The 26,296-nt window shown below is 72.2% G+C and carries 25 protein-coding genes; 15 read left to right on the plus strand and 10 right to left on the minus strand.

Features of this window, described 5'->3' with window-relative positions; translation table 11 throughout:
• Positions 1-13 precede the first annotated feature (13 nt).
• The 6 genes from ACX27O_RS29700 (at position 14) to ACX27O_RS29725 (ending at position 6,656) form a co-directional block, all read left to right on the plus strand.
• Positions 14-1,705 carry a sensor histidine kinase gene (locus tag ACX27O_RS29700; protein ID WP_030337722.1) on the plus strand — a complete coding sequence of 564 codons (1,692 nt, stop codon included), beginning with the start codon at positions 14-16 and terminating at the stop codon, positions 1,703-1,705.
• Between the two features lie 7 nt (positions 1,706-1,712).
• Positions 1,713-2,381: a response regulator transcription factor gene (locus ACX27O_RS29705; RefSeq protein ID WP_030337723.1), complete on the plus strand. Its 669-nt coding sequence runs from the start codon at positions 1,713-1,715 to the stop codon at positions 2,379-2,381.
• A 191-nt stretch (positions 2,382-2,572) separates the two neighbouring features.
• Complete coding sequence (locus ACX27O_RS29710) at positions 2,573-3,382, plus strand: SAM-dependent methyltransferase (RefSeq protein WP_210860716.1); 810 nt, start codon at positions 2,573-2,575, stop codon at positions 3,380-3,382.
• A gap of 79 nt (positions 3,383-3,461) precedes the next feature.
• Complete coding sequence (locus tag ACX27O_RS29715) at positions 3,462-5,120, plus strand: putative bifunctional diguanylate cyclase/phosphodiesterase (protein ID WP_245233773.1); 1,659 nt, start codon at positions 3,462-3,464, stop codon at positions 5,118-5,120.
• A gap of 271 nt (positions 5,121-5,391) precedes the next feature.
• A complete protein-coding gene (locus ACX27O_RS29720; RefSeq protein ID WP_030337726.1) occupies positions 5,392-5,976 on the plus strand; it encodes a TetR/AcrR family transcriptional regulator in 585 nt (194 codons plus the stop codon).
• 17 nt (positions 5,977-5,993) lie between these two features.
• Positions 5,994-6,656, plus strand: a complete 663-nt coding sequence (locus ACX27O_RS29725) for a lysophospholipid acyltransferase family protein (protein ID WP_030337727.1) — start codon at positions 5,994-5,996, stop codon at positions 6,654-6,656.
• Between the two features lie 13 nt (positions 6,657-6,669).
• Here the strand turns inward: ACX27O_RS29725 and ACX27O_RS29730 are convergent, their stop codons facing one another.
• The 3 genes from ACX27O_RS29730 to ACX27O_RS29740 form a co-directional block, all read right to left on the minus strand.
• Positions 6,670-7,794, minus strand: coding sequence for a glycosyltransferase family 4 protein (locus ACX27O_RS29730; RefSeq protein WP_030337728.1), 1,125 nt, complete (start codon positions 7,792-7,794; stop codon positions 6,670-6,672).
• Positions 7,791-9,050, minus strand: coding sequence for a M48 family metallopeptidase (locus ACX27O_RS29735; protein WP_030337729.1), 1,260 nt, complete (start codon positions 9,048-9,050; stop codon positions 7,791-7,793). Before ACX27O_RS29735 ends, ACX27O_RS29730 begins: the two co-directional genes overlap by 4 nt.
• A gap of 102 nt (positions 9,051-9,152) precedes the next feature.
• The gene (locus ACX27O_RS29740) at positions 9,153-9,371 is read right to left on the minus strand and encodes a hypothetical protein (RefSeq protein WP_210862257.1); all 219 of its coding nucleotides are present in this window, start codon (positions 9,369-9,371) and stop codon (positions 9,153-9,155) included.
• 249 nt (positions 9,372-9,620) lie between these two features.
• Between ACX27O_RS29740 and ACX27O_RS29745 the strand changes: the two genes are divergently transcribed.
• On the plus strand, positions 9,621-10,121 hold the full coding sequence (locus ACX27O_RS29745) for a hypothetical protein (RefSeq protein ID WP_210866823.1): 501 nt from the start codon (positions 9,621-9,623) through the stop codon (positions 10,119-10,121).
• Positions 10,122-10,155: 34 nt separating this feature from the next.
• On the opposite strand, the gene ACX27O_RS29750 is transcribed toward ACX27O_RS29745, so the two are convergent.
• Positions 10,156-10,875, minus strand: a complete 720-nt coding sequence (locus ACX27O_RS29750; RefSeq protein ID WP_458940439.1) for a DinB family protein — start codon at positions 10,873-10,875, stop codon at positions 10,156-10,158.
• Between the two features lie 204 nt (positions 10,876-11,079).
• Positions 11,080-12,528, minus strand: coding sequence for an NYN domain-containing protein (locus tag ACX27O_RS29755; protein WP_458940440.1), 1,449 nt, complete (start codon positions 12,526-12,528; stop codon positions 11,080-11,082).
• Positions 12,529-12,655: 127 nt separating this feature from the next.
• Here ACX27O_RS29755 and ACX27O_RS29760 point away from each other — a divergent pair, with 127 nt between their 5' ends.
• The 5 genes from ACX27O_RS29760 (at position 12,656) to ACX27O_RS29780 (ending at position 18,159) form a co-directional block, all read left to right on the plus strand.
• Positions 12,656-14,410 carry a DEDD exonuclease domain-containing protein gene (locus ACX27O_RS29760; RefSeq protein ID WP_458940441.1) on the plus strand — a complete coding sequence of 585 codons (1,755 nt, stop codon included), beginning with the start codon at positions 12,656-12,658 and terminating at the stop codon, positions 14,408-14,410.
• Between the two features lie 127 nt (positions 14,411-14,537).
• Complete coding sequence (locus ACX27O_RS29765) at positions 14,538-16,331, plus strand: RelA/SpoT family protein (RefSeq protein WP_030337735.1); 1,794 nt, start codon at positions 14,538-14,540, stop codon at positions 16,329-16,331.
• 53 nt (positions 16,332-16,384) lie between these two features.
• The gene (locus ACX27O_RS29770) at positions 16,385-16,927 is read left to right on the plus strand and encodes an NUDIX hydrolase (protein WP_030337736.1); all 543 of its coding nucleotides are present in this window, start codon (positions 16,385-16,387) and stop codon (positions 16,925-16,927) included.
• On the plus strand, positions 16,924-17,793 hold the full coding sequence (locus ACX27O_RS29775) for a nucleotidyltransferase family protein (protein ID WP_358129087.1): 870 nt from the start codon (positions 16,924-16,926) through the stop codon (positions 17,791-17,793). The genes ACX27O_RS29770 and ACX27O_RS29775 overlap by 4 nt, the downstream gene beginning before the upstream one ends.
• A 78-nt stretch (positions 17,794-17,871) precedes the next feature.
• Positions 17,872-18,159 carry an Lrp/AsnC family transcriptional regulator gene (locus ACX27O_RS29780; RefSeq protein ID WP_030337738.1) on the plus strand — a complete coding sequence of 96 codons (288 nt, stop codon included), beginning with the start codon at positions 17,872-17,874 and terminating at the stop codon, positions 18,157-18,159.
• 105 nt (positions 18,160-18,264) lie between these two features.
• Here ACX27O_RS29780 and ACX27O_RS29785 read toward each other — a convergent pair whose 3' ends face one another.
• The 5 genes from ACX27O_RS29785 to ctaE form a co-directional block, all read right to left on the minus strand.
• Entirely contained in the window at positions 18,265-18,957 is a 693-nt protein-coding gene (locus ACX27O_RS29785; RefSeq protein WP_030337739.1) for a DUF4142 domain-containing protein, read from the minus strand.
• A 195-nt stretch (positions 18,958-19,152) separates the two neighbouring features.
• Positions 19,153-20,784 (minus strand): cytochrome bc1 complex cytochrome b subunit, encoded by a 1,632-nt coding sequence (qcrB, locus tag ACX27O_RS29790; protein WP_030337740.1) that lies wholly within the window; start codon positions 20,782-20,784, stop codon positions 19,153-19,155.
• Complete coding sequence (qcrA, locus tag ACX27O_RS29795; protein WP_030337741.1) at positions 20,781-21,869, minus strand: cytochrome bc1 complex Rieske iron-sulfur subunit; 1,089 nt, start codon at positions 21,867-21,869, stop codon at positions 20,781-20,783. Before qcrA ends, qcrB begins: the two co-directional genes overlap by 4 nt.
• Positions 21,870-21,933: 64 nt before the next feature.
• Complete coding sequence (qcrC, locus tag ACX27O_RS29800) at positions 21,934-22,770, minus strand: cytochrome bc1 complex diheme cytochrome c subunit (RefSeq protein WP_030337742.1); 837 nt, start codon at positions 22,768-22,770, stop codon at positions 21,934-21,936.
• A 70-nt stretch (positions 22,771-22,840) separates the two neighbouring features.
• Positions 22,841-23,440 carry an aa3-type cytochrome oxidase subunit III gene (ctaE, locus tag ACX27O_RS29805; RefSeq protein WP_030337743.1) on the minus strand — a complete coding sequence of 200 codons (600 nt, stop codon included), beginning with the start codon at positions 23,438-23,440 and terminating at the stop codon, positions 22,841-22,843.
• A 108-nt stretch (positions 23,441-23,548) separates the two neighbouring features.
• Between ctaE and ACX27O_RS29810 the strand changes: the two genes are divergently transcribed.
• The 3 genes from ACX27O_RS29810 to trpD all read left to right on the plus strand — a co-directional run bounded on the left by ACX27O_RS29810 (position 23,549) and on the right by trpD (position 26,114).
• Positions 23,549-24,481 carry a cytochrome c oxidase assembly protein gene (locus ACX27O_RS29810; RefSeq protein WP_374224340.1) on the plus strand — a complete coding sequence of 311 codons (933 nt, stop codon included), beginning with the start codon at positions 23,549-23,551 and terminating at the stop codon, positions 24,479-24,481.
• A 102-nt stretch (positions 24,482-24,583) separates the two neighbouring features.
• A complete protein-coding gene (locus ACX27O_RS29815) occupies positions 24,584-24,979 on the plus strand; it encodes a response regulator (protein WP_030337745.1) in 396 nt (131 codons plus the stop codon).
• Between the two features lie 91 nt (positions 24,980-25,070).
• Positions 25,071-26,114 carry an anthranilate phosphoribosyltransferase gene (trpD, locus tag ACX27O_RS29820; protein WP_030337746.1) on the plus strand — a complete coding sequence of 348 codons (1,044 nt, stop codon included), beginning with the start codon at positions 25,071-25,073 and terminating at the stop codon, positions 26,112-26,114.
• Positions 26,115-26,296 lie beyond the last annotated feature (182 nt).

The following is a 26,296-nucleotide window of genomic DNA, read 5'->3' on the forward strand; positions in this document are numbered from 1 at the left end:
TACCATCCGTCACGTGCCCGCATCCACAGTCACCGCACCGCACCCGCATCCCCTCGCCGCGGCCGCCCGCCTGGTGATGCTGGCGCTGATCGCCGTCCTGACCCTGTTCGCCACCCGCGACGTCGCCCAGCTGTGGTGGATCGTGTTGCTGGCGGTGGCCGGGCTGCCGTCGCTGCTGGCACCGCAGCACCGGCTGGTCGGCCCGGTGAGCCGGGTGGCCGAGGTGGTGGTGCTGGGGCTGGCCGCGAGCCACGTCGCCGCGGTGGCGTCCATCGGCGGCACTGTCGACGGCCTGGGCGCGTCGGCGGTGCTGCCCTACCTGGCCGTCCCGGTGACCGTCACCGCGCTGCGCCGCCGCTTCCCCGAGGGCGCCGCCCTGCTCGTGGTCACCGCCGTCACCCTGCTGGTCAGCGGCGCGCTGACCCGGGTCGACGGCGGGTCCCAGCTCGGCCAGCCGGGTTACCTCGCGGTCTGCGCGCAGTGGCTGATCCTGGCGGTGCTGGGGCTCTACGCCGCCGGCACGCTGCACCGGGTGATGGCGGTCCGCGGCGAGGGCAAACCCCAGCCGTACGCCGAGGCGACCCGGCTGCTGACCCAGCTGCGGACGGTGGCCCGGCAACTGCCCGGGGCGACCCTGGACCCGGGCGGCATCTCGGAGCACCTGCTGGAGGAGCTGCGGACGGTGGCCCGCGCGGACCGGGGCGCGGTGCTCTCGGCCAGCGGCGGCGGTCGGCTCGTGGTCCTCGCCCAGGCCGGCGTCGACCGGGTGGACTGGGAGACGACGCTGGACGCCGACTCGGCGATCGCCGACGCCTGGGCCACCCAGCAGGCCACCACCGCCGCCCGGTCCCAGTCCCGCTCGCACCGTGGCGGCGACGTGTCCGCGCTGATCATTCCGCTGGTCGCCGGGGTGCGCACGGTGGGGCTGGTGGTGCTGGAGGCCGACGCCGCGCAGGCGTACCCGCCGCCGGTGGTGTCCCGGGTGACCGCGCTGACCCGCCCGGCCGCGCTGCGGCTGGAGGCGGCGCTGCTCTTCGACGAGGTGCGCTCGCTGGCCACCAACGAGGAGCGGCAGCGGCTGGCCCGGGAGATCCACGACGGGGTGGCGCAGGAGTTGGTGATGGTCGGCTACGGCATCGACAACGCCCTGGCCACCGTCTTCGACGACGCCGACGAGACCGCCGAGGCCCTGCGGACGCTGCGCGGCGAGGTGACCCGGGTGATCCAGGAGCTGCGGTTGAGCCTCTTCGAGCTGCGCAGCGAGGTGGACCGGCAGGGCGGGTTGGCCGCGGCGATCGCGGAGTACGCGCGCACCGTCGGCGCGTCCGGCGGGCTGCGGGTGCACCTCTCGCTGGACGAGTCCACCGCCCGGCTCCCGGCCGCCACGGAGGCCGAGTTGCTGCGCATCGCGCAGGAGGCGGTGACCAACGCGCGCAAGCATGCCGGGGCGTCGAATTTGTGGGTCACCTGTGAGGTCGACCCCCCGTACGCGCAAATAGAAGTGTCGGATGACGGTCAGGGGATGGCTGACCAGCGCCCGGACGGGCGGTACGGTCTTGCGATCATGGCCGAGAGGGCGGAACGTATCCGGGGCCGGTTGGAGATCAGGCCGCGGCAACCCAGCGGCACGACCGTGGCGGTGGTTCTCGGCACCTCGGCCCGGCGCGATAACGTGCGCGGCAGCGCAGCACCAGAAGGGGAGTAACCCGAGGATGACCACAAGTCCGATACCGGCCACCCGTACCAAGGTCCTCCTTGTCGACGATCATGACCTGATTCGCAAGGGTTTGCGGCACGCCTTCGAGCGCGACCGCCAGTTCGAGGTCGTCGGTGAGGCGGCCACGGCGGCAGAAGGAGTACGTCAGGCCGGCGCGTTGCAGCCGGACGTGGTGATCATGGATCTGCGGCTGCCCGACGGCAGTGGCCTGGAGGCCACCCGCGCGCTGCGCAAGTCCAGCGCGTCGATGGGCATCGTGGTGCTGACCATGTACGCCGGCGACGATCAGCTCTTCGGCGCCCTGGAGGCCGGCGCGAGCGCCTTCGTGCCGAAGACCGCCCCGGCCGACGAGGTGGTGGCCGCCGCCCGGCACGCCGCCTCCTCCCCCAGCGCGTTCACCGCGGCCGACCTGGCCGAGGCGATGAAGCGGCGGCTCGCACCGTCCGGCCCGCAGTTGTCTCCCCGGGAGGGACAGGTGCTGCGGCTGCTCGCCGACGGGATGAGCGTGGCGGGCATCGCCAAGCAGCTGTTCGTCAGCGAGTCCACGGCGAAGACGCACATCTCGAAGCTCTACGAGAAGCTCGGCGCGGCCAACCGCGCTCAGGCCCTCATGACCGCACTCCGGCTCGGTCTGCTCGAGGCACCGGACGCGCCCAAGTTCTGACCTGCCGCCCGCTCGTCGAGCGGGACGTCGCGACCGACGGTCCGCGCCAGCTTCTCAGCCGGCGCGGGCCGTCGCGCATCGACCGACGTCGGCGGGCAACCTCCGGCGCGCTATGGTCTGGCGTGCGTGGCGGGTGCACAATACCCGCGCGGGCGACGACGCCCGCGTCGCGGATTCGAGGGGTGAAACGCATGCAGCGGCCGGACTGGGCACCCGACACCATCGACATCGAGCGCCCGAGCGTCGCGCGGATGTACGACTACTACCTCGGTGGCTCGCACAACTTCGCCGCTGACCGGGCCGCAGCGCAGGCGATGGTCGCCGCGGTGCCGGAGGCGCCGCTGATGGCCCAGGCCAACCGGGCGTTCCTGCGCCGGGCCGTGCACCATCTCGCCGAGGCCGGGATCCGGCAGTTCCTGGACATCGGCTCGGGCATCCCGACCGTCGGCAACGTGCACGAGATCGCCCAGCAACTCGACCCGCGGTCGCGAGTGGTCTATGTGGACGTCGACCCGGTGGCGGTGGCGCACAGCCGTGAGATCCTCGCCGGCAACGAGCGGGCCGCCGTGGTGCAGGAGGACCTGCGCCACCCGGAGGCGATCCTGGCCCACCCGGACGTCCGCAAGCTGCTCGACCTGAGCCAACCGGTGGCCGTGATGGTCGTGGCCGTCCTGCACTTCGTCTCCGACGACGACCGACCGGCCGACCTGCTGCGGACGCTGCGCGACGCGTTGGCGCCCGGCAGCTACCTGGTGTTGTCGCAGGCCAGCGACGACGGGCGCAGCGAGGACGAACGCGCCGAGGCGGAACGGGTCTACCGGCGCACCGACAGCCCGCTGTGGGTGCGCAGCCGCGCCGAGCTGACCGCGCTCTTCGACGGTTTCGAGCTGCTCGACCCCGGCGTGGTCTGGGTGCCCCAGTGGCGACCGGACACCCCGGAGAGCGCGGAGGACGCCGAGCGCGCGGTCTTCATGGGCGGCGTCGGGCGCCTCGGTGGCTGAGTCGCCGGGGACGACGCCCGGTCCGGGCACGTTCGCCCGGGCCTGGGCGAAGGCGGTCTCCGGCACCAGCTACCTCCCGATGACCCAGGCCCAGTTGGAGTCCCTGCTGGACCGGCTCACCGGGGAACTGGCCGGCGCGTTGCTGACCGAGCCGTTCGACCTGCGGGCCGGGCACCGGGTCGGTGCCGAGTTGGTGGCCGCGCACATCGCGTCCGCCGAAGGGCTGGGCCGTACCGTCGAGGTCATCCAGCTCCGCCTGGTGCGCGACCTGGGGTTGGTGGCCGAGGACGTCGAGGACCGGATGGCCCGGCTGCTGGCGGCCGTGGCGACCGGCTACGCCCGCGCGCTGCGCGACCGGACGCTCGACGAGCAGGAGTCGATCCGCCGCGCCGCGATGCGGGCCCGCACCCAGGCCGAGCGTGCGCTGCGGGCCAGCGAGGCCCGTTTCCGCCATCAGGCCACCCACGACCCGCTCACCGGCCTGCCCAACCGGACGCTGTTCACCGAACGGCTCGCCGCCGCGATCAACGAGCCGGGCCGGGGCGCGCAGCGGGTCGGGGTGTGCTTCCTGGACCTGGACCGTTTCAAGGTCGTCAACGACACCCTGGGGCACCAGATCGGTGACCTGCTGCTGGCCACGGTGGCGGAGCGGCTGAGCAAGGCCATCGGTGAGCACCTGGTGGCCCGGCTCGGCGGCGACGAGTTCGTGATCCTGGTGGAGCGCACCGCCGGCACCGACGACATGGTCGCGGTGGCCGAGGCCGCGCTCGCCGCGGTGCGCACACCGGCGCTGGTAGACGGGCACGAGCTGCAGATCTCGGCGAGCATCGGCATCGTCGAGCGCCAGGTTGCCGGAGCCAACCCCACGGACCTCATGCGCGCCGCCGACAGCACCCTGCACTGGGCGAAGTCCGCCGGTGGGGCGCGCTGGGCCCTCTACGACGCCGAGCGCAACCAACGGGAACTGGCCCGGTACGCGCTCTCCGCGGCCATCCCGGCGGCCCTGGAGCGGGGCGAGTTCTACCTCGACTACCAACCGTTGACCTCACTGCGCGATGGCAGCCTCGTCGGCGTGGAGGCGCTGGTCCGCTGGCGACACCCCGAGCTGGGGGTGCTGCGCCCGGACAGCTTCATCGGGTTGGCCGAGGAGACCGGCCTGATCGTCCAGTTGGGCGGGTGGGTGCTGGCCGAGGCGTGCCGCGAGGCCGAGGCGTGGTCGGCCGGGGGTGCCGCCGCGCCGTTCGTCAGCGTCAACCTGGCAGTACGGCAGGTGCACCGGCCGGGGTTGGTGCAGGAGGTCCGCACCCTCCTGCGGCAGACCGGCCTGCCCCCGGAACGGCTCCAGCTGGAAATCACCGAAAGCACCATGATGAGCACCGCCAAGGAGCCGGTACGCGCCCTGCGGGTCCTTGCCGACCTCGGGGTACGCATCGCCATCGACGACTTCGGCACCGGCTACAGCAACCTGGCGTACCTGCGGGACCTGCCGGTCACCGAACTGAAAGTGGCCGGCGAGTTCGTGGCCGGCCTACGGTCGTCCTCCGTCGGCCGCACCGACGAGCGGATCCTCGCCTCGCTGGTCTCGCTGGCGCACGCGCTGGACCTGACCGTCACCGCCGAAGGGGTGGAGACCGCCGGGCAGGCCGAGCGGTTGCGCGCGATCGGCTGCGACGCCGCCCAGGGCTGGCACTTCGGCCGCCCGGCCCCCGCCGATCGCATCCTGGCCCGCATCCGCTGACCTTCGGGCCCGCCCACGCCCCAACCGTTCCCGCCCACTCCCCCAACCGCGGCTCACCCCGACGTCACGACACCCGCAGTGGAGCGGCCGTGGGGTCGAGCGGACAGCGCGGGGCCGGACTCCGTTGAGGCTGATGTCGGTGAGTCATCTCGATGACTCACCGACATCACGCTGATCCCGGAAAGGCATCGGCAGGTCACCGAGACACGCCTGCTTGAGCCGACCCACCGGCGAGGTAGACACTGTCTACGCGGCATGGTAGACAGTGTCTATGGACGCCGACGAGACCGGGCTGCGCGCGCGGCTGGTAGCCGTCGGGGTGGACCTGGTGCTCAGCGAGGGCCAGTCGGCGGTGTCGCTGCGGGAGATCGCCCGCCGTGCCGGGGTCTCGCACGGCGCACCGCGCCGCTATTTCCCCACCCACGTCGACCTGCTCTCCGCCATCGCCCGGGAGGGCTTCGCCGACCTCACCGCCCGGGTCGAGCAGACGATGCGCGACGTCGGGCCGGATCCGCGTACCCGATTGACCGCCCTGGCCCGGACGTACCTGGACTTCGCGGCGGCCCACCGCGGCATGTTCGAGCTGATGTTCCGGCACGACCTGCTGGACAGCGGCCGGCTGCGGCTGCGTGAGACGAGCCTGCCGCTGTTCGCCGTGCTGGCCGACCTGGTGGCGCAGGTGCGCCGGCCCACCGACGCCCCTGCGGCGGTGCTCGCCGGCGCACTCTGGGCCAACCTGCACGGCATCGCCCAGCTCTGGGCCTGGGGCAGCCTGCCGCTGGCCACCGGCGCCACCGACGACGACGCCCTGCTGCGCGCCGCGCTCGACGCCCATCTCGGCCCGCCCCCCACCTAGCCGAACCCGGAGAACTCGTGCCCCTGCTGTACGACCTCACCAAGCTGACCGTCGGCACCACGCTGCGGCTGGGCTGGCGGCCCCGGGTGGAAGGGCTGGAGCATCTGCCCCGGCACGGCGGCGCGATCCTCGCCGGCAACCACCTGTCCGTCGCCGACGAGTTGTTCCTCGTCACCTCGACACCCCGCCACGTCACCTTCTGGGCGAAGGTCGAGTACTTCAACGGCCGGGGGCCGGGCGGCTGGCTCAACCGGCGGATCGTCGCCGGCATGGGCGCCATCCCGGTCGACCGCACCGACGGCCGAGCCGCCCTGCGCGCCCTGGACGCCGCCGTCCCGGTGCTGCGCGCCGGCGGCCTGGTAGCCGTCTACCCGGAGGGCACCCGCTCACCGGACGGGCGGCTCTACCGGGGCCGCGTCGGAATGACCCGACTGGCCCGTGACGCCGAGGTACCGATCATCCCGGTCGGCGTGACCGGCACCGCCGAGGTGCTGCCCGTCGACGCCCGGCTGCCCCGCCGACACCCGGTCACCCTGCGGTTCGGCCCACCGATCCCGGTCGCCGGACGGATCAACAGCCCACGCGACATCCGGACGGTCACCGACGAGGTGATGGCGGCGATCCAGCAACTCACCGGCCAGGAGTACGTGCCGCGCTACGCGCCCGCCCGGGAGCGCTGAACGCGGGCAGCGGTCAGCCGGCGAGCAACGCCGCCATGCGGTCCGCCTGCGCCTCCCAGCGCCACTCCCGTTCCACCCAGGCCCGGCCCGCCGCGCCCAGTTGGCGAGCCAGGTCCCGGTCGGCGAGCAACGCGGCGACCCGGTCGGCGAGCTGGCCGACGTCCCGGCCGCGTACGACGTAGCCGGTCTCCCCCTCACGGACCGCGTCCGGTGCGCCTCCGGAGTCACCGGCGACCACCGGCAGGCCGGTGGCGGACGCCTCCAGGTAGACGATGCCCAGCCCTTCGACGTCGAGGCCACGGTTGCGGGTGCGGCACGGCATCGCGTAGACGTCACCGGCCGCGTAGTGCGCCGGCAGCTCGACCGACGGCACCGTGCCGGTGAACACCACATCCCGTTCCACACCGGTCTGGCGGGCCAGCTTCTCCAGGGTCGCCCGGTACGGCCCGCCACCGACGATCAGCAGCGCCGCGTCGGGCACCCGGCGGCGGATTTCCGGTAGGGCCCGGATCAGCGTGTCCTGACCCTTGCGCGGCACCAGCCGGGACACGCAGACGACCACCGGACGGTCGGTCAACCCGAGCCGCGCCCGAACCTGTTCACCGTCCACGGTCGGGTGGTACATGTCCACGTCGACCCCGGGCGCGAGGCGACGCAGGTCGGTCACCCCGTCCAGCACCCGGGCCAACCGGCTACGGGTGTACTCGCCGAGATAGGTGGTCACGTCCACACCCCGGCCGATACGCCGCAGCGCCGGCCGGGCGGCCGGCACCGCCGCCCAACCGACCTCGTGGCCGTGGGTCTGCGCCACCACCCGCTGGATGCCGGCCCGTCGCCGCAGGCCGGCCGCGAGCAGCCCCAGCGGGGCCGCCGCGCCGAACCACACCGTGTCGCAGTCGTACGCGCGCGCCAACCGGGCCGCCCGGCGGGCGACCAACGGGGTGGGCAGCAGGACCCGGGTGCGTTCCCGGATCACCTCGAACGGCTGGTCGGCGTCGAACTTCGCGGCTCCGCGCCAGCTCGACGCGTAGACGACCACCGAGCCGGCCGGTTGCCGGACCGCGAGGTTGTGCACAAAGGACTGGATCCCACCCGGGCGGGGCGGGAAGTCGTTGGTGATCAGCAGGGTGCGACTCATCGGCCAGCCTCCCGGGCGTACGCGCGGGCGGCGGCCATCCGCTCCACGGTGGACGGATGCGAGGCCGAGTAGAGGTATTCCCAGCGGGGCGGGTCGGGATCGCCGAGGTTGACCGAGCCGAGCCGGCGCTGCATCGACTCGAAGGACTCCGGGTCGTTGGTGAGCGCGAGCGCGTGTGCGTCGGCCCGCGCCTCCACCCGACGGGACATCAGCGCCTGCACCGGGGCGGCGACCAGCCCGGCCACTGTGACCAGGGCGACCAGCAGCGGAAACGCGGCAGGTTGGGCCACCGAGTCGACGCCGGCCAGCCGCAGCAGTGGACCCCACGAGCCGAGCAGGTAGAGCGCCACCACCGCCGCCGCCGCACCCAACGCCCCGGTCAGCGTGCCGACCGCCACGTCGGAATCCTTCGCGTGCCCCAACTCGTGCGCCACGACGGCGGTCACCTCGGCCGGGGTCGCCTCACGCAGCAGCGTGTCGTACACGACCACCCGGCGGGTCGGCCCGAGACCCGAGACGTACGCGTTGACCGCCCGGGTGCGGCGGGAGGCGTCGGCGACCAGCACGTCTCGCACTGGCACCCCGTCGCGGGCGGCCATGCTCATCAGCTCGGTGCGCAACGGGCCCTGCTCCATCGGGGTGAACCGGTTGAACACCGGCTCCACCAGCACCGGCAGCACGAACGACAGCAGCACCACCAGCACGGCGGCGCCGGCCGCGCCGAACGCCCACCACCAGCGCGGCGCGAGCCGGATGACAGCGTAGAAGCCGAACAACGCCACCGCGCCGATCACCGCGCTGACCGCGTACGACTTGAGCAGGTCGACAGCCCAGCCGCTCCAGCCGTTGGTGCTCAACCCGTAGCGGGTGAGAACGCTCTGCCGCCAGGCGGCGAACGGAAGTGTCACGAGGTCGGCGACGAGCATCACCGCCAGCCCGCCGAGCACGGCCTGCGCGACCCAGTGCCCGCCGAACGGCCGCCCCACCAGCTCGACCAGGCGACTGCCCAGCGGGGTCAACCCGAGCGCGAGGGCGATCAGCAGCCCGACGGCGAGCGCGGCGTAGCCGCCGGGGCGCAGCGCGGCCCGGAACTCCCGCCCCTTGGCCACCTGCTCGGCCGGCAGGTCACCCAACGCGGCGAGCTGGTCGGCGCGGGGCGCCGGTGGACGGTGCCACGGGATGAGCAGCGCGGCCAGCACGACCAGCGCGACGGTCAGCCCGGCCAGGGCCAGCAGCGCCCACCCGCGCGGGGTCACCGCGTCACCGCCCGTTGTACCCCGCTCATCGCGCCGCTCCTCCCGCCGTGACCGCTCATCCTATGGCCCGCGAAAAGCCCGCTTCCGGGCGCGGTGTCGCGCTCAGGCGACCCGGCGGGTGGGGCGGCGGCGAGCGGCCGGTGGGCGGGCGGGCGCAGCCAGCACCTCCACGTCGAAGCCGGCTCGGGCGAGCACCTCGATGGCCTCGACCTCGGCGGCGACCAACCCGGCCGCCGGGGACGTCTCGTCGAACAGGGCGGTCAGCGGGCAGCCGGAACAGCCGTCGGCCCGCTTCGCGCACCCGTCGCAGTCGATGAGCATCACGCCTCCTGATCGGCTCGCGGCACCCGGGCGACTCTCGTCGTCGCCGGCCGAGCACCGTCGGTGACATCGACACTAAACACCGGGTACGACAGGAACCCCGTCCGACCGCCCGTTTCAGGGCTAGATCCACTCCACATCAGCGATATCGGGGTATCCCACCCTTTCGGAACGCCCGACATCACGGAACTCTGCCGGTCGAGCGAGCGGCATCGTTTGGTCGCTCGGTCAGTCGGGCACTGAGCGACGGTGGCCGACCTCGATGCTTCGTCCGTCGTGGACTTCCGGTACTCCCCCCGTCGACATCGCCTCGCCAAGGTCCTCGTTCTGCTGGGTGCCGCGGCCCTCCTCGCCTTCTACACAGTGGTGTTCGACGAGGTGTGGTGGAAGGTGCTGCTGCGGTTCGGGATGATCGGCGCCATCGTCGCGCTGACCACCAACTGGCAGCTGCGCCGTCAGCCTCGGCTGCCGCTGCGGCTGACCGAGGAGACGCTGCACCTGACCGGGCCGAACGGAACCAGTCTCAGCATCGACTGGGTCAACATGGCCAGCGCCCAGGTCCGAGGCCGCATGGACCCCCGGCTGGTGGTCACGCCACTCGACCCGGAGCAGACACGGCCCCCCATGCGGGCCGGGCAGTGGTCGACCCCCGGGCGCGGCCCCTATGAGTTGGTCGTCCGGCTCGCCTGGATGACGCCGGGCACCGACGCACTGCGTCGTGAGCTGGCCCGACGACTACCGACCAGCTGACCCCGAGCGTCCGCCCGGTCGTCGGGGTTAGGTTTCAGCCCTGCGCGTCGAGGTCACGCAGTGCGTAGCGGAGGTGCTGCCACTCCTCTTGAAAGATCACGTGCAGGCAGTGCCGGACGGACACGACGTGCTCGGGCCACCAGGCGCTCGGCCGAGACTCGGCGAGCACCTCCGGCGTGACGGTCGCCAGAAACTCGCGCACCATGGCCTGCCGCTCGGCCCGCATCTGGAGGACCGCGTCGAATGTCGGCGGCTCGGTAGCGAAGACCGACATGTCGAAGCCGTCGGTCTCATACTCGGCGTGCCACTGACCCAGCGGGTGGAACGGCTGCGGCAGGCGCAGGACTGCCTTTCCCAACCAGGCGTCGGCGGCGAACGCGAGATGGCGCAGCGTCTGCGCGAACGACCACTCCCCGTCGATCGAGACGTCGACAGCACCCTCGGGCATGGACACGGCCCGGTCGACAGCCGCCGCCCAGGCCCGTTCGAGCGCGGCCCACCCCGCCCGAAGGTCGTCCGGGTTCTCGGCCCGCCGGAGGTCGCGCCCGGGAAAGCGCCGGTTCAGCTCGGCCTCGACCAACGGCACGACATCGACGCCGTTGATCAGGAAAGTGCCGTCGGCCAACCACGGCGCGTCGATGTCCAGCCCATCGACGTCGACGCCGCGCATCACCGCACCGGCCAGCGTCGACCTGTTGAACCGGGCACCGCGCAGATCCTGGTCGACGAAGACCGTGACGTCGTCCCGTGCCATGGTGACTCCCTCCGCCGACGACAGCGGCGACGTTAGCCCTCGGGTACGACAGCGGACCACCCGACAATCGATTGAGCAGGATCGACCGGGTTCAAGGACCATGGGCCATCCCAACCGGTCGGACACCCCGACATCATGGAACTCGTGTCGATCACGACGCCGGAGTCCGGATGTACGGATGGAAACCAGCGTGTGGCGGGGACGTCAGGACCGGGCGAGCCGCCGCAGCAGGGAGTCCGCGCCCAACGGGTACGCCCCGTGCCGGCGTACCCCGTCGGCGACCTCGCGGTCCGACGAGACCACGACCACCGGCCGGCCCGCCGGCTCGGCGCGGACCAGCCGCCGGATCAGCTCGTCGGCGGTCTCGCCCTTGCGGGAGAAGAGCACCCGCACGCCGCGCGGCGCGGGCGGCAGGCCGTGCATCCGCTCGGCGCCGTCGAAGACCACTGTGACCTCGTCGCCGGTCTGCGCGGCGATCCCGCCCAGCCCGGTGATGAGGCGTTTGCGCTGCTGCTCCAGGGACATCTCACCGAAGCCGCGCTTGGTGACGTTGTAACCGTCCACCACGAGGTGCGCCCGGGGCAGGGCGAGCAGTTGGTCGAGCCGGGCCGGGTCGTCGGTGTCGCGGGCGCGGGTGGCCGGGCCGGCCGGGGCGCTGCCCGGCTGCTCGGCGAACGCGTCGGCGACGAAGTCGGCGGGGAGTTTGTCGACCGGGTCGAGCGCCAGCTCCCGGCGCAACCCGACGGCGGCCTGGCCGATGGTCTCCAGGAGCAGCCAGAGCCGGGCGTCGTCGACCGAGCGTGCCTCCTTGGCACTGGCCCGCGCCACCCCGGCGGCGGCCTCGGCCTCGGCCAGCCGGGCCCGGGCGCGGCGGAGTTCGGCGTCCACGTCGGCGCTGGCGCGGGCGGCCCGGCCGCGTTCGGTGGCCAGCAGCTCGGTGGCCTTCCGTTCGCGGGCCTGGGTCTCCCGCAGGGTGCGGGCCAGTTGCCGGGACTCCTCGCGGAGCTGGCCCAGCTCCTCGCGGACCCGGGCCAGTTCGTCGCGGAGCTTGTCGGCCTCGACCCGGGCCACGGCGCGATCGTGCTCGGCTCGGGTGGCCCGCTGCTCGGCCTCGCGGACCAGCTCGGCGACGACGGCGCTGTCCGCCTCGGCGCGCACGGCCGCCCCGCTGGCGTCGATCAGTTCCCGCCAGCCCCGCGGCCGGGCCAGGTAGGCCAACGCGGCCACCTCGACCGGGTCGGCGGCGGCCGGCGCGGTGCCCTCGACCACTGCCGCGCCGAGGTCACCGGCGTCGGCCAGGACCCGCGCGGTGACCCGCTGCCGGAACAGCGGGTCGGCGGTGAGCTGGGCGGCGATGACCGGCGCGCCGAGCCGGGCGCGCCGGTTGGGGGCGAACTTGGCCACCCGGCGCAACGGCACCGGCACCTCGTCGGTGGGGAGGGTGGGCAGCACCGCCGCGGTCAGCGTCACGATCCGTTGCCGGACCGGCTCGGGCAGGGTCGGCTCGGGCTCGGCGGCGGGACCGTCGTCCGTCGTCGACTCCGGTGCGCCAGATGGGCCGTTGACTACGTTGTCGTCCGGGTTGCCCACACCGTCGAGCGCGACCGGATCCTCCTGCGGGAGGTGGTCGTCGAACGGCTCGGTGAGGGGCATGTGGCAAGTCTCCCACCGCGACCGGGCCCACCGCCCGGTGAGTGAGCCGATCTCTCATCCTAGCCCCATGGTGACGGATGGGACGGCTGCGACGGGAGTGTCGCACCGGGGCGCTAGCGTGCCGCCGATGGCACAGGCGGAGTACGTCCAGGAGTCACTTGCCGGTCTCGACCCGGCGGTGGGCGGGGTGGACCCGGCCCTGCCGCTCTACGCGACGACCTTCGTGGTGGTCGACCTGGAGACCACCGGCGGCGCGCCGGACGGCGGCGGCATCACCGAGATCGGCGCGGTGAAGGTGCGCGGTGGTGAGCAGTTGGGGGTGTTGGCGACACTGGTCAACCCGGGGCAGCCGATTCCGCCCTTCATCACGGTGCTGACCGGGATCACCCAGGCCATGCTGGTGCCGGCGCCCCCGATCGAGCAGGTGCTGCCGAGCTTCCTGGAGTTCATCGACGACGCGGTGCTGGTGGCCCACAACGCCCCGTACGACGTGGGCTTCCTCAAGGCCGCCTGCGCGAAGCACGGCTACCGCTGGCCCAACCCCCGGGTGCTGGACACGGCGGCGCTGGCCCGCCGGGTGCTGACCCGCGACGAGGTGCCCAACCGCAAGCTCGGCACCCTGGCCGCCTACTTCCGCACCAGCACCCAACCGACACACCGGGCCCTGGACGACGCGAAGGCCACCGTCGACGTGCTGCACGGGTTGATCGGCCGGCTCGGCGGGCACCGGGTGGACACGGTCGGCGACGCCATCGAGTTCGCCCGCGCGGTCACCCCGACCCAGCGCCGCAAACGGCACCTGGCCGAGGGGCTGCCCAAGGTCCCCGGGGTCTACATCTTCCGGGCCGCCGACGACCGACCGCTCTACGTGGGCACCTCCGTCGACATCGCCACCCGGGTGCGCAGCTACTTCACCGCCGGCGAGAAGCGCGCCCGGATCTCCGAGATGCTGGGCGCGGCCGAGCGGGTCGAGGCGGTGGAGTGCGCCCACTCGTTGGAGGCGGAGGTCCGTGAGCTGCGGTTGATCGCCGCCCACGCCCCGCCGTACAACCGCCGGTCCAAATACCCGGAACGGATGCTCTGGCTCAAGCTGACCGACGGTCCGTACCCTCGGCTGTCGATCGTGCGTGACCTCTCCCCCACCGACACCGCGTACCTCGGGCCGTTCACCTCCCGGCGCGCCGCCGAGCTGGCCGCCGCCGGTTTCCACGACGCGGTGCCGCTACGCCAGTGCACCCACCGGCTCTCGCTGCGCACCGTCACGCCGGCCTGCGCGCTGGCCGAGCTGGGTCGCTGCCCGGCACCCTGCGAGCACAAGATAACCCCCGAGGAGTACGACGACAGCGCCGTCGCGCCCTTCCGCGCGGCGACGGCCAGCGACCCCCAGCCGGTGGTGGACGCGCTGCTCGCCCGGATCGACGTGCTCTCCCGTGACCAGCGCTACGAGGAGGCCGCCGTGGTGCGCTCCCGGCTGGCCGCCGTGCTGCGGGCCACCGTGCGGATGCAGCGGCTGGCCGCGCTGACCGGCATCGTGGAGCTGGCCGCGGCCCGGCCGGCCGCCCGGGGCGGCTGGGAGTTGGCGCTGGTCCGCCACGGCCGGCTGGCCGGCGCGGGGGTCTCCCCGCCGGGCGTGCACCCACGGCCCACCCTGACCACGATCCGGGCCACCGCCGAGACGGTGTCGGGCGGGCACGGTCCGGTGCCGGCCGCCACCGCCGAGGAGTCCGAGCGGATCCTGTCCTGGTTGGAGCGGCCGGAGACCCGACTCGTCGAGATGTCCTCCGGTTGGTCCTCTCCGGCCAGTGGTGCGGGCCGGTTCCGTGACCTGCTGGCGAAGGCCGAGAGCGGCGCGTCCCACCAACTCTCGACCGAACGCTCATGACCAACTGACCGATCGGACTACGTCGACTCGCTTAGGCTGTTAGAGAAGTGCAGTCCTGCCCGATTCGTGGGCCTGCTCCCGCCGCCGGCTTCCGGTGACGCGGAGCCGGGGTGAGGAGGTGTCCCTCGTGGACGTCGACGCCGGACACGGCGCCGCCCTGGGGGGCGCCCTGCCGACACAGCCGGGTGAGCTGCCGCTCGCCCGCCGGCTGCGGTCGCTGCTCAGCTGGCCCACCACCGATTCCGACCCGGTCACCCAACTGGTCCGCACCCACCGGGGCATCCACGCCGGCACCGATCCCGCGGTGCTGCGCCGCGCCTACACGATCGCGGAGAACATGCACCGCGGGCAGTTCCGCAAGAGCGGTGAGCCCTACATCACCCACCCCCTCGCGGTGGCGCAGATCTGCGCCGAGCTGGGAATGGACACCACCACCCTGGTCGCCGCGCTGCTGCACGACACCGTGGAGGACACCCGCTACACCCTCCAGGCGCTCTCCGAGGATTTCGGCGGCGAGGTGGCCCACCTGGTCGACGGGGTGACCAAGTTCGACAAGGCGTTCTACGGCAAGGCCGCCGAGGCGGAGACGATCCGCAAGATGATCGTCGCGGCCGCCAAGGACGTCCGGGTGTTGATCATCAAGCTGGCCGACCGGCTGCACAACATGCGCACCCTCGGGGTGCGCTCCGCGTCGTCGCGGGAACGGATCGCCCGCAAGACCCAGGAGGTGCTGGTCCCGCTCTGTGACCGGCTGGGCATCCAGACCCTCAAGCGCGAGCTGGACGACGTGGTGCTGCTGCACCTGGAGCCCGAGGAGCACGCCCGGCTGGCCCGGCACGTGCACGACCGGCCAGGCTGGGACTCATACCTCGACTCGGTGGTCGCCCGGGCCCGGGTGGCGTTGCGGCGCAGCCGGGTCGACGCCGAGGTCAGCCCCCGCCCCCGGCACCTCTACTCGATCTGGAAGGACACCATCGCCGGCGGCCACACCGCCCCGTACGATCTGCCCCGCATCGTGGTGGTGGTCGACGGCCCGGCCACCGACTGCTACGCCGCGCTCGGCGCGATCCACGGCACCTGGCGACCGGTGCCCGGCCGTTTCAAGGACTTCATCGCGTCACCGAAGAACAACCTCTACCGGTCGCTGCACACGAGCGTCTGCGGCCCGCAGGACCGCACGGTGGAGGTGCTGATCCGCACCGAGGAGATGCACCGCTCCGCCGAGTACGGCATCGCCGCCGACTTCCGTTTCCCGCGCTCGGGCAACGGCGGCGCCGCGGCCCGCGCCGAGCAGTTGGACTGGCTGCGCCGGGTGCTCGACTGGGAACCGGACGCCGCCGACCCGGCACAGTTCTACGAGTCGCTGCGCTGCGACCTCGCCGAGGGGCAGATTCAGGTTTTCGCCGACGGGCGGCAGATCGTGCTGCCGGCCGGCGCCACGCCCGTCGACCTCGCCTACGAGCTGGGCAGCGAGCGGGGCGACCACTGCCTCGCCGCCCGCATCAACGGTCGACTCGCCCCCCTGAGCTCCGAGCTGGACGAGGGCGACGTGGTGGAGATCTTCACCGAGAACGACGGCGACAACGGCTTCGAGGCCGGGGTGGCGCCGCGGGGCCCCCGCCGGGAGTGGCTGAGCTTCGTCAAGTCGCCCAACGCGCAGATGCAGATCAACAGATGGTTCGCCGAGCACACCGAGCCGGGCATCACGATCAGCGACAAGGTGCGCCTCGGCCGAGCCACCATCGGGCTCGCCCTGCGTCAGCACAACCGGGGCCTCGCCAGTGACCTGCCGCTGCTGCGTCTCTCCGAGGAGTTGGGCTACCCCGACCTGGAGACCCTGCTGGTAGCGGTCTTCGACCGGGTGATCGAACCGGACACCGTGGTCCGCCAGCTCATCGACCTGGTCGACCATCGGCAGTGACCCGACGAGCCCCAGCGCGTCCGAAGGACATTCGCGACCACTAGCCTGGAGTCATGATCCCCCGCTCCCGCGCCACCGGTCGGGCCCTCTTCTACCAGGCCTTCTACCGGCTGCCGCTGCCGGTGCGCCGGCGTCTGGTCCGGCTGGCGGTGCCCAAGTACGTCGTCGGCGCGGTGACCCTGGTCCGTGACTCCGAAGCGACGGGCGCGGGTCGGCTGCTCATGCTGCGCCAGCCGCCCGGCAAGGCGTGGTCCCTCCCCGCCGGCCTGCTCGACCGGGGCGAGGCCCCGGTGGTCGGCGCGGCCCGTGAACTGTTCGAGGAGTCCGGCATCCGGCTTCCGCCGTCCCGGCTGCGCCCGGCGGTGCCGAACGCGATCGTGCACGCCAAGGGCTGGGTGGACATGGTCTTCGAGGCCGACGTGCCGGCGTCCAGCACCGACCTGACCGTCGACGGGGCGGAGGTCTTCGAGGCCGCCTGGCACCCCCTGGACGACCTGCCCAAGCTGACCTGGCCGACGGCCCGGCTGCTCGCCTACTACGACATCGGGCCGCTGGCCGGGAAGTTCCCGCCACCGGTGCCCGACGACACCCCGTGACCGGCGCGGCCGGTGTGCCGGCGCAGCTGTGCGCGGTGGTGCTCGCCGCCGGCGAGGGCACCCGGCTGCGCCCCCTCACCGAACGGGTGCCCAAGGCGCTCTGCCCGGTGGGCAACGTGCCCCTGCTGGATCGGGCGTTGGTGCGGTTGGCCGGCCTCGGCCTGACCGGTCCCGACCGGGTCGCTGTGAACGCCTGCTACCTCGGCGAGCAGATCGTGGAGCACGTCGGCGACCGGGCCCACCTGTCGGTGGAGCCGGGCGACCCGCTGGGCACCGCGGGCGGGGTGGCCAGGCTACGGGACTGGATCGACGGGCGGCCGGTGCTGGTCGGCAACGCCGACGCGTACCTCGCCGACCCGACCGCTCCCCCGGGCCCGGACGTGGCCGCACTGCTCGACGGCTGGGACGGGCACACCGTACGCCTGCTCGGCCAGCCCGCCGCGGACCCGGCGGCGCCGGGCACCTTCGCCGGGCACTGCTTCACCGGCTTCTCGCTGCTGCCCTGGCGTCTGGTCCGGGACCTGCCGGTCGTCTTCTCGGACCTGGTCCGGGCCGTGTGGCGGCCGGCCGAGGCGGCGGGCGCCCTGGCGGTGGTGCCCTATCCGGGCACCTTCTTCGACACCGGCACCCCGGCCGACTACCTGGCGGCCAACCTGCACGCCGCCGCCGGCGGCGCTCTCGTCGCGGAGTCCGCGACGGTGACCGGCCGCTGCGTGGAGTCCGTGGTCGGCGCTGGCGCGCGGGTGGACGGCGACGTGTTTCGCACTGTGGTGTGGCCGGGCGCGACAGTACGCGCCGGTGAGCGGCTGGAGAACGTGATCCGGGCCGGGAGCGACCTGACGGTGCCCTGCGCCGCCCAGGGCTGAGCGCGCCGGCTCCCGCCTCCGGTCCCGGGCCGGAACATCTAGCATGGGCGACGACGCCGACGAACGGAGAAATGCCCCGTGATCACCGCGATCGTGCTGATCGACTGCGCCACCGACGCGATCCCCGAGGTGGCGGAGAACCTGGCCAACCTTCCCGGTGTCAGCGAGGTCTACTCGGTGGCCGGGCACGTCGACCTCATCGCCATCGTCCGAGTCCGCGAGTTCGACCAGATCGCCCAGGTCATCGCGGGCAGCATCTCCAAGGTCGAGGGTGTGCTCAACACCGAGTCGCACATCGCCTTCCGGGCGTACTCCCAGCACGACCTGGAGGAGGCGTTCGCGATCGGCCTGGCCGGCGCCGACTGACCCGCTCACCGCTGCCGGGCCCACGCCGGCCGCACGGCGGCGCGTCAAGCGCACAGGGCGGCCGGCCCACCCCGCTGGGTGGACCGGCCGTCTGCTGTGGCTACGTCAGCTCTCGCTGGGAGCCGGTACCTCGGTGGAGCCACCGCCCGGAGCCGGCGACTCGGTGACGGTGCCACCCGGAGCCGGCGACTCGGTGACGGTGCCGCCCGGAGCCGGCGACTCAGTGCCGGTGCCGCCCGGGCTGGGCGTACCGCTGGCGCTGGTCTGCGGAACCGGGATGCCCAACTTGTTGGCGAGCGCCACCAACTCGTCGTAGTGCGTCTGCAGCGTCGGAAGCGCCGTCTGCGCCAGCTGGACCACCGACGGCTCGGAGCCCTGCGAGATCTCCGTCTGGGTGGCCTGGATGGCCTGGACGTGGCCGGCCAGCTCACTCGTCACCCAGAGCCGGTCGAACTCCGCGCCGCTGGCGTTGTTCAGCTTGTCGATGACCGCCTGCTGGTCGGCGCTGGGCTCGTTCGGCAGTTCCACGCCGAGCTGCGACGCGGTCTGCTGCACCGTCTGGTCCAGCTGGGTGTGGTCGGTCTTCAGCATCGCGCCCAGGTCCTTGACCCCCTGGTCCTTGCCCTTCTGCTGGGCGAGGTCACCAGCGGTGATCTCGAACAGGTTGACCTGGTGTACCGCCTGCAGGTACTGGGTGTCCTGCGTCGACGGCTGTGCCGCGGCCTGCGCGGCCGCGGCCGGCGCGACACCGACCAGTACCAGCGCGGCCAACAGGCCGAGGCGTTTGATACCCAACATGCTTCCCCCCCTTGAGACGTTGGACCGCACGGATACCCGGCTCACCGGGGTTATTCCTGCGATCCCCCGGGCGCGCGGGGTCGACCGGTCCTGCCGTGCCCGTCCGACTCCTGGTCGGATGGGCGGGGAGGGTGCGGATACGACGTGGCGCCCGCCGGAATCCGACGGGCGCCACGTAACGGTGCGACTGGGCGGTCAGTGGCGGCTCTCGCCGCTGCCGACCTCCTCGCGCTCGGGCCGGGGCTCGACCGGCGGGTGCCCCGGTGAGACCGGCGCCTCGACCGGCTTCTCGATCGGGTAGAAGAAGCCCCGGATGGCCGGGCCGAGGGCCCCCAGCCGGTTCATCTTCTTCGGTACGACCCAGCCGACGTAGTCGAGCTGGCCGTGGCCGTCCGCGTGCCCGTTGGCCGCGCTGAGCGGCTGGTGCACCTCGACGAACCGGCCGTCCGGCAGGCGCCGGATGATGCCGGTCTCCACGCCGTGCGCGAGCACCTCCCGGTCGTGCTGCTGCAGACCCAGGCAGAGCCGGTAGGTGACGTAGTACGCCAACGGCGGGGCCACCAGCAGGCCGATCCGGCCGGCCCAGGTCATCGCGTTCAAACTGATCTGGAACTTGTCCGCGATCACGTCGTTGGCGCCGGAGAGCGTCAGCACGACGTAGAACGCGACGGCCATGGCGCCGACGGCGGTCCGGGCCGGGGCGTCCCGGGGACGCTCGAGCAGGTTGTGGCTCTTGCGGTCCTTGAGTTGCCGGGCTTCCAGGAACGGGTACATCGTCGACAGGCCCACCAGGATGCCGGGTAGCACCACCGTCGGCCAGAACAGCGGCGGGATGACGTACCCGTCGCCGATCGGGATGTTGATCTCCCAGGCCGGCATGAGTCGGGTCGAGCCGTCGAGGAACATGACGTACCAGTCGGGCTGGCTGGCGGCCGAGACCACCCACGCCTCGTACGGGCCGAACAGCCAGATCGGGTTGATCTGGAACAGACCGCCCATCAGCGCGATGACGCCGAAGACGACCATGAAGAAGCCGCCCTGCTTCAACGCGTACCGCGGGAACATCCGCTCGCCGACCACGTTGTTGTTGGTCCGGCCGGGGCCGGGCCACTGGGTGTGCTTCTGCTTGAAGACCAGGCCCAGGTGGACGCTGATCAGCGCGACCAGCAGACCCGGGATGAGCAGCACGTGGGCGATGAAGAACCGGCTGATGATGATCGTGCCCGGGAACTCGCCACCGAAGATCGACGAGGTGACCCAGGAACCGATCACCGGGATGGACAGCATGATCGCCGAGGCGATCCGCAGGCCGGTGCCGGACAGGCCGTCGTCCGGCAGCGAGTAGCCGGTGAAGCCGGCGAGGAAGCCGACCCAGAACAGCAGCGAACCGATGATCCAGTTGGTCTCACGCGGCTTGCGGAACGCACCGGTGAAGAAGACCCGCAGCATGTGCACGACGATCGCGGCCATGAACAGCAGCGCCGCCCAGTGGTGCATCTGCCGCATCACCAGACCGCCCCGGACATCGAACGAGATGTCCAGGCTGGAGGCGTACGCGGCGGACATCGGGGTGCCCTGCAACGGCGCGTAGCTGCCGTCGTAGACCACCTCGGTCATCGCCGGCTCGAAGAAGAAGGTGAGGAACACACCGGTCAGCAGCAGCACGACGAACGAGAACAGCGCGATCTCGCCGAGCAGGAAGGACCAGTGGTCCGGGAAGACCTTGTTCAGCAGCTTGCGCAGCGGGGTGGCCACCGCGAAGCGGTCGTCCACTCCCACCGCTGCCTTGCCCGGCGTCGCCGCAAGGTCAAACTTTCGACGCTTCATGGCCGCTCCCAGAAATCAGGCCCGACGGTCTCGGTGTAGTCGGACTTCGCCACGAAGAAGCCCTCGGAGTCCACCTCGATCGGCAGCTGCGGCAGCCGCCGGCTGGCGGGGCCGAAGACGGGCCGGGCGTTGTCGGTGATCAGGAACTGGGACTGGTGGCACGGGCAGAGCAGCCGGTTGGTCTGCTGCTCGTACAGGCTGGCCGGGCATCCCGCGTGCGTGCAGATCTTGGAGAACGCCGCGTAGTTGCCCCACATGTAGTCACCGTGGCCGATCCGCTCGTTGGCCCGGCGCGACTCCTGCGCGTCCGAGTCGCGGAGGTGGATCAACAGCGTCGGCGAGTCGGCGTGCTTGTTGCTCACGCCGTGGTCGATGCCGGGGAAGACGGTCAGCTGACCACCGGTGCTGATGTCCGCCGGGCGGATCGGCCGGCCGTCCTCGCGGACCAGGCGGATCCGCTGGCCGCCCTCGGCCGTGGCGAACCCGGTGGTGAACATCTGGTTGTTCTTGTGCGGCTGCGAGATCAGACCGCCGACCAGCGGCGCCGCGGCGACCGCGGCGACCGGCGCGAGACCGGCCAGCAGCGAGATGCCGAGCAGCGGGCGACGCTTCACGCCCAGCTCGTCCGCCATGTAGAGCATGGTCTGGCCGGTGATGGTGCGGCCTTCGGAGTCCACCTGACCCTCGTGCCGGTCCTGGATCGAGACCTCCTTGGGCAGCAACTTCTTGCCCCAGGTCAGGATGCCGAAGCCGACGGCGAGCAGCGCCACGCCGAGGGTGAAGCCGAGCAGCGGGGTGTAGAACTTGTCGCCGCCCCGGCCGGCCTCGTACTGCCACGGCCACCAGATGTAGATGGCCAGGAAGGCGGTCGCGGCCAGACCGGTGATCAGGAAGAAGCCGGCGACCACCCGGGTCAGCCGACGCTCCGCCTTGGTGCCCGGCAGCACCTGCGGCTCGTAGTGGACGATCTCGATGTCGTCCCGGCGCGCACCCTCACGAACGATGTCGAACCGGGTCAGCTTGGGGTCGTTCACGTCGAGCGGCGCCGGGCCCTGCGAGGCCTGGTGCTCGGTGTGGGGGCTCATGCCGTCACCTCGCTACGGGTGGCGCCGAGCGGCACCACAGCACTGAATCGGATGGCCTGCTCGGTCACGACTTACCCGCAATCCACAGGCTAGCGAAGACGAGCGCCACGATGCCAACCAGGAAGATCGCCAGGCCCTCGGTGGACGGGCCGTACCGTCCGAGGTTGAACCCACCCGGGTCCTGGTCGTGCTTCAGCGTCTCCTGGATGTAGGCGATGATGTCGGCCTTCTGCTCCGGCCGGAGCTGGTTGTCGCCGAACACCGGCATGTTCTGCGGGCCGCTCAGCATCGCCGCGTAGATCTGACGGTCGGTCGCGGGGTGCAGGCTCGGGGCGAACTTGCCCGAGGAGAGCGCACCGCCGCCGCCACCGAACGCGTGGCACTGCGAGCAGTTGATCCGGAACAGCTCACCGCCGGCCGCGATGTTGCCGTCCTCGCGGAGGTCGTCGCCCTCGGGAACGACCGGGCCGCCACCCAGCTCCTGGATGTACTGGGCCAGCTGGCGGGTCTGCTCGTCGGTGAAGACCGGAGGCTTGCGGTGCGCCTGGGCCTCCTGGCGGGCCATCGGCATCCGCCCGGAGCTGACCTGGAACTCGACCGATGCCGCGCCGACGCCGATCAGGCTCGGCCCGCGGCCCTCGACGCCCTGGGCGTTGCGGCCGTGGCAGGTCACGCAGCTCACGTCGAACAACGCTTTGCCCTCGGCGGCGGCGCCGGTCAGCTGCGGGTTGTCCTGCGCCTGGGCGCCCGGGGCGAAGACGGTGTATGCGCCGCCGGCGAGCATCAGCGCGGCGATCAGCCGGACCGCGGCGCCCAGCCGGCGGCGGCCCCTGCTGCGCGCGGCGGGCCGCTCACGCAACCGCGCGAGCAGACCGCGTCGGCGGTCGTTGTCAGAAGTCATGAGCGGTGTCCTTAACCGGTTGGACCTGTCTCAGGGGACGGAGCAGCAGCGCGGAATGTGACGCGCAAGATCACTGGAGCCAGTAGATCATGGCGTACAGCCCGATCCACACGACGTCGACGAAGTGCCAGTAGTACGACACGACGATCGCCGACGTCGCCTGCGCCGGGGTGAACCGGCCCATGGTCGTACGGACCATGAAGATGACGAAGGCGATCAGACCACCGGTCACGTGCAGGCCGTGGAAACCGGTGGTCAGGTAGAACACCGATCCGTACCCGTCTTCGTTGATCTTGATGCCGTCGGCGACCAGGTGCCGGTACTCGTTCAGCTGGCCGAGGACGAAGATCAGGCCCATCACGAAGGTGACGGTGAACCAGCGCCGCAGCGCGTGCACGTCACCCTTCTCCGCCGCGAAGACGCCGAGCTGGCACGTCACCGAGGACAGCACCAGGATCACCGTGAAGGTGGTCGCGTACGGGATGTTCAGCGCCTCGGTGTGCTTCTCCCACTGCTCCGGCGCAGCCGCGCGGATCGAGAAGTACATCGCGAACAGCGCCGCGAAGAACATGAGTTCACTGGAGAGCCACACGATCGTCCCGACGCTGACCATGTTCGGTCGGGTCAGAGAGTGGATCCGGCTCTTGTCAATGGCTGGGGCCGCAGTCACGCCGTCATTATTGCCCCTGACCGGGGCCGGCGATCAGCGGGGTGGCAAACCTGCGCCTTCCGTGGCCCCAGCGTCGGGGTCCGGTTCGCCTGGCCTAGCCTGAAAAGCGTGCTGCACGTCGATCCGATCTTCGCCGCCACCTCGGCCCCGCCGCCGTTCACCGTCGGCGCGGTGCTGAGCGAGACCCGCCTGGACAGCTGGCTGGCCCTCGGCCTGGTGCTCGCCGCCGGCCTGTACCTCTACGGGGTGTACCGGCTGCGCCTGCGCGGCGACCGCTGGCCCGTCATCCGAACCGTGTTCTTCCTCGGCCCCGGGCTGGGCGGCATCGCGCTCGTCACGGTCAGCGGGCTGCACGCGTACGACACCGCGCTGCTGTCCGTGCACATGATCCAGCACATGGTGCTGTCCATGGTGGCGCCGATCTTCCTGGCGCTGGGCGCGCCGATGACCCTGGCCCTGCGGACCCTGCCGGTCGGGCCGCGCAAGCGCCTGCTCGCGATCGTGCACAGCCGCGTCGCCCGGGTCTACAGCTTCCCGCTGGTGGCGTTCGCCATCTTCGTGGTCAACCCGTTCGTGCTCTACTTCAGTGACCTGTACCGCTACACCCTGGAACACGCCTGGGCGCACGAGCTGGTGCACGCGCACTTCATCATGACCGGCTGCGTGTTCTTCTGGCCGCTGCTCGGCCTCGACCCGCTGCCCGGCCGCTGGCCGTACCCGGCGCGCGCCCTGCTGATGCTGCTCTCCGTGCCGTTCCACACCGTGCTCGGCCTCACCATCATGCAGAGCAGCACGCTCTTCGGGGGCGACTGGTACCCGTCGCTCAACCTGGGCTGGGTCGACCCCTGGCAGGACCAGGTGGTCGCCGGAGGCATCCTCTGGGCCGGTGGCGAGTTCGTCAGTGTGACCATGCTCGCCGTGCTGGTGGTGCAGTGGGTCAAGCAGTCCGAGCGGGAGGCACGCCGGGTGGACCGCGAACTGGACCGCCAGGAGGCCCGCGACGAGGCCCGCGACCGCGCCGCCGACGCCGCGCCCGCCTGAGCTGCCCGGACGTACGCCCCGACGGGTGCCGCCGGGCGGGATGTCGGCTACATCACGCCGCCCGGTACGATCTCCGGGCAGCTACGAGGTGGGAGTGCCGACATGAGCGATCGTCTTTGCACCGTCTTGCTCTACAGCGACGACCCGCAGGTCCGCGACCGCATGCGGATGGCCGTCGGCACCCGACCCGCGCCCGGTCTGCAGATCGAGTTCGTCGACGCGTCGACCTACGCCGAGACCATCCGGCTGGTCGACGACTACGAGATCGACCTGCTGCTGCTCGACGGTGAGGCGAGCCCGGGCGGCGGCATCGGCATCGCCCGACAGGTCAAGGACGACCGGGACGACGCTCCCCCGACCTGCCTGGTGATCGCGCGCGCCGCCGACCGATGGCTCGCCGCGTACGCCGAGGCCGACGCGGTGCTGGTGCACCCGCTCGACCCGGTGACCACCGGGGGCACGGTGGCCGAGCTGCTGCGGACGCACGCACCCGCCTGACGTCCCACGCTCCTCCGGCACCCCCACGGCGCCGGAACTCCTCGGCGCCGGTTCCAGCCCACCCGCACTTCGCATGCTCGGGAGGCCCGCCATGGGCGATCGGACCTGGCCGCACCTGCTCAACGCGCTGCTGCGCGGCAACGAACTCTCCACCGCCGACACCGCCTGGGCGATGGACGAGATCATGACCGGCTCGGCCAGCGCGGCGCAGATCGCCGCCTTCGCCGTCGCGCTGCGGGCCAAGGGCGAGACTCCCGCGGAGCTGGCCGGCCTGGTGGAGGCGATGCTGGGCCGAGCCGTCCCGGTGACGCTCCCCGAGGAGCTGCGCCGCACCGCGCTCGACGTGGTCGGCACCGGCGGTGACCTCGCCCACACTGTCAACATCTCCACGATGACGGCGCTGGTGGTCGCCGGTGCTGGCGTCCGTGTCGTCAAGCACGGCAACCGGGCCGCCTCCTCCCTGTGCGGCACCGCCGACCTGCTGGAGTTCCTCGGCATCCCCCTGGATCTCGGCCCGGAGCAGGTCGCCCGCTGTGTCGAGGAGGCCGGCATCGGGTTCTGCTTCGCGGCCCGGTTCCACCCCGGGATGCGCCACGCCGGCCCGGTCCGCCGCGAGGTGGGCGTGCCCACCTTCTTCAACTTCCTCGGCCCGCTGACCAACCCGGCCCGCCCCCGGGCCGGCGCGGTCGGCTGCTTCGACCTGCGGATGGCTCCGGTGATGGCCAGCGTGTTCGCCGCCCGTGGGGACTCGGCGATCGTGATGCGCGGCGAGGACGGCCTGGACGAGTTCAGCACCGCCGCGCCGACCCGGGTCTGGGCGGCCCAGGGCGGCACCGTACGCGAGGCTGTGCTGGACGCGACGGACCTCGGGGTACCCCGGTCCACCCTGGCGGACCTGCGCGGCGGTGACGCCGCGTACAACGCCGGCGTGGCCCGTCGCCTGCTGGCCGGTGAGACGGGCCCGGTCCGGGACGCGGTCCTGGTCAACGCGGCGGCGGCGCTGGCCACCCAGGGCCCGCTGGACGGCGACCTGACCGAGGCGCTGCGCGCCGGTCTGGCCCGCGCGGCCGAATCGATCGACTCCGGCGCGGCCGCCGCGACCCTGGATCGCTGGATCGCGATCGCCACCGCTTGACCTGTCGACGCCTGACCCGTCGGCGCCTGACCCGTCGGCGCCGTCTTCGGGCGGACTCCGGGGGGTGATCGACTCGGGTTCCTTGAATCTGCGGTGTCCCGGGAGCTTGGGCTCAAGTGGTTGTTGCAACGGGGTGGATTCTCGTCAGGATGAGGGGTCATGCCGGGGCAGAGGTTGTCGTC

The organism is Micromonospora sp. SD19, assembly GCF_054462275.1.

Bases quoted from the DNA above. Each gene is read 5' to 3' on its own strand.
- ACX27O_RS29705 (WP_030337723.1), top strand. From the start codon at position 1,713: ATGACCACAAGTCCGATACCGGCCACCCGTACCAAGGTCCTCCTTGTC.
- ACX27O_RS29710 (WP_210860716.1), top strand. From the start codon at position 2,573: ATGCAGCGGCCGGACTGGGCACCCGACACCATCGACATCGAGCGCCCG.
- ACX27O_RS29715 (WP_245233773.1), top strand. From the start codon at position 3,462: ATGACCCAGGCCCAGTTGGAGTCCCTGCTGGACCGGCTCACCGGGGAA.
- ACX27O_RS29720 (WP_030337726.1), top strand. From the start codon at position 5,392: ATGGACGCCGACGAGACCGGGCTGCGCGCGCGGCTGGTAGCCGTCGGG.
- ACX27O_RS29730 (WP_030337728.1), bottom strand. From the start codon at position 7,794: ATGAGTCGCACCCTGCTGATCACCAACGACTTCCCGCCCCGCCCGGGT.
- ACX27O_RS29740 (WP_210862257.1), bottom strand. From the start codon at position 9,371: ATGCTCATCGACTGCGACGGGTGCGCGAAGCGGGCCGACGGCTGTTCC.
- ACX27O_RS29750 (WP_458940439.1), bottom strand. From the start codon at position 10,875: ATGGCACGGGACGACGTCACGGTCTTCGTCGACCAGGATCTGCGCGGT.
- ACX27O_RS29755 (WP_458940440.1), bottom strand. From the start codon at position 12,528: ATGCCCCTCACCGAGCCGTTCGACGACCACCTCCCGCAGGAGGATCCG.
- ACX27O_RS29760 (WP_458940441.1), top strand. From the start codon at position 12,656: ATGGCACAGGCGGAGTACGTCCAGGAGTCACTTGCCGGTCTCGACCCG.
- ACX27O_RS29770 (WP_030337736.1), top strand. From the start codon at position 16,385: ATGATCCCCCGCTCCCGCGCCACCGGTCGGGCCCTCTTCTACCAGGCC.
- ACX27O_RS29785 (WP_030337739.1), bottom strand. From the start codon at position 18,957: ATGTTGGGTATCAAACGCCTCGGCCTGTTGGCCGCGCTGGTACTGGTC.
- qcrB (WP_030337740.1), bottom strand. From the start codon at position 20,784: ATGAAGCGTCGAAAGTTTGACCTTGCGGCGACGCCGGGCAAGGCAGCG.
- qcrA (WP_030337741.1), bottom strand. From the start codon at position 21,869: ATGAGCCCCCACACCGAGCACCAGGCCTCGCAGGGCCCGGCGCCGCTC.
- qcrC (WP_030337742.1), bottom strand. From the start codon at position 22,770: ATGACTTCTGACAACGACCGCCGACGCGGTCTGCTCGCGCGGTTGCGT.
- ACX27O_RS29815 (WP_030337745.1), top strand. From the start codon at position 24,584: ATGAGCGATCGTCTTTGCACCGTCTTGCTCTACAGCGACGACCCGCAG.
- trpD (WP_030337746.1), top strand. From the start codon at position 25,071: ATGGGCGATCGGACCTGGCCGCACCTGCTCAACGCGCTGCTGCGCGGC.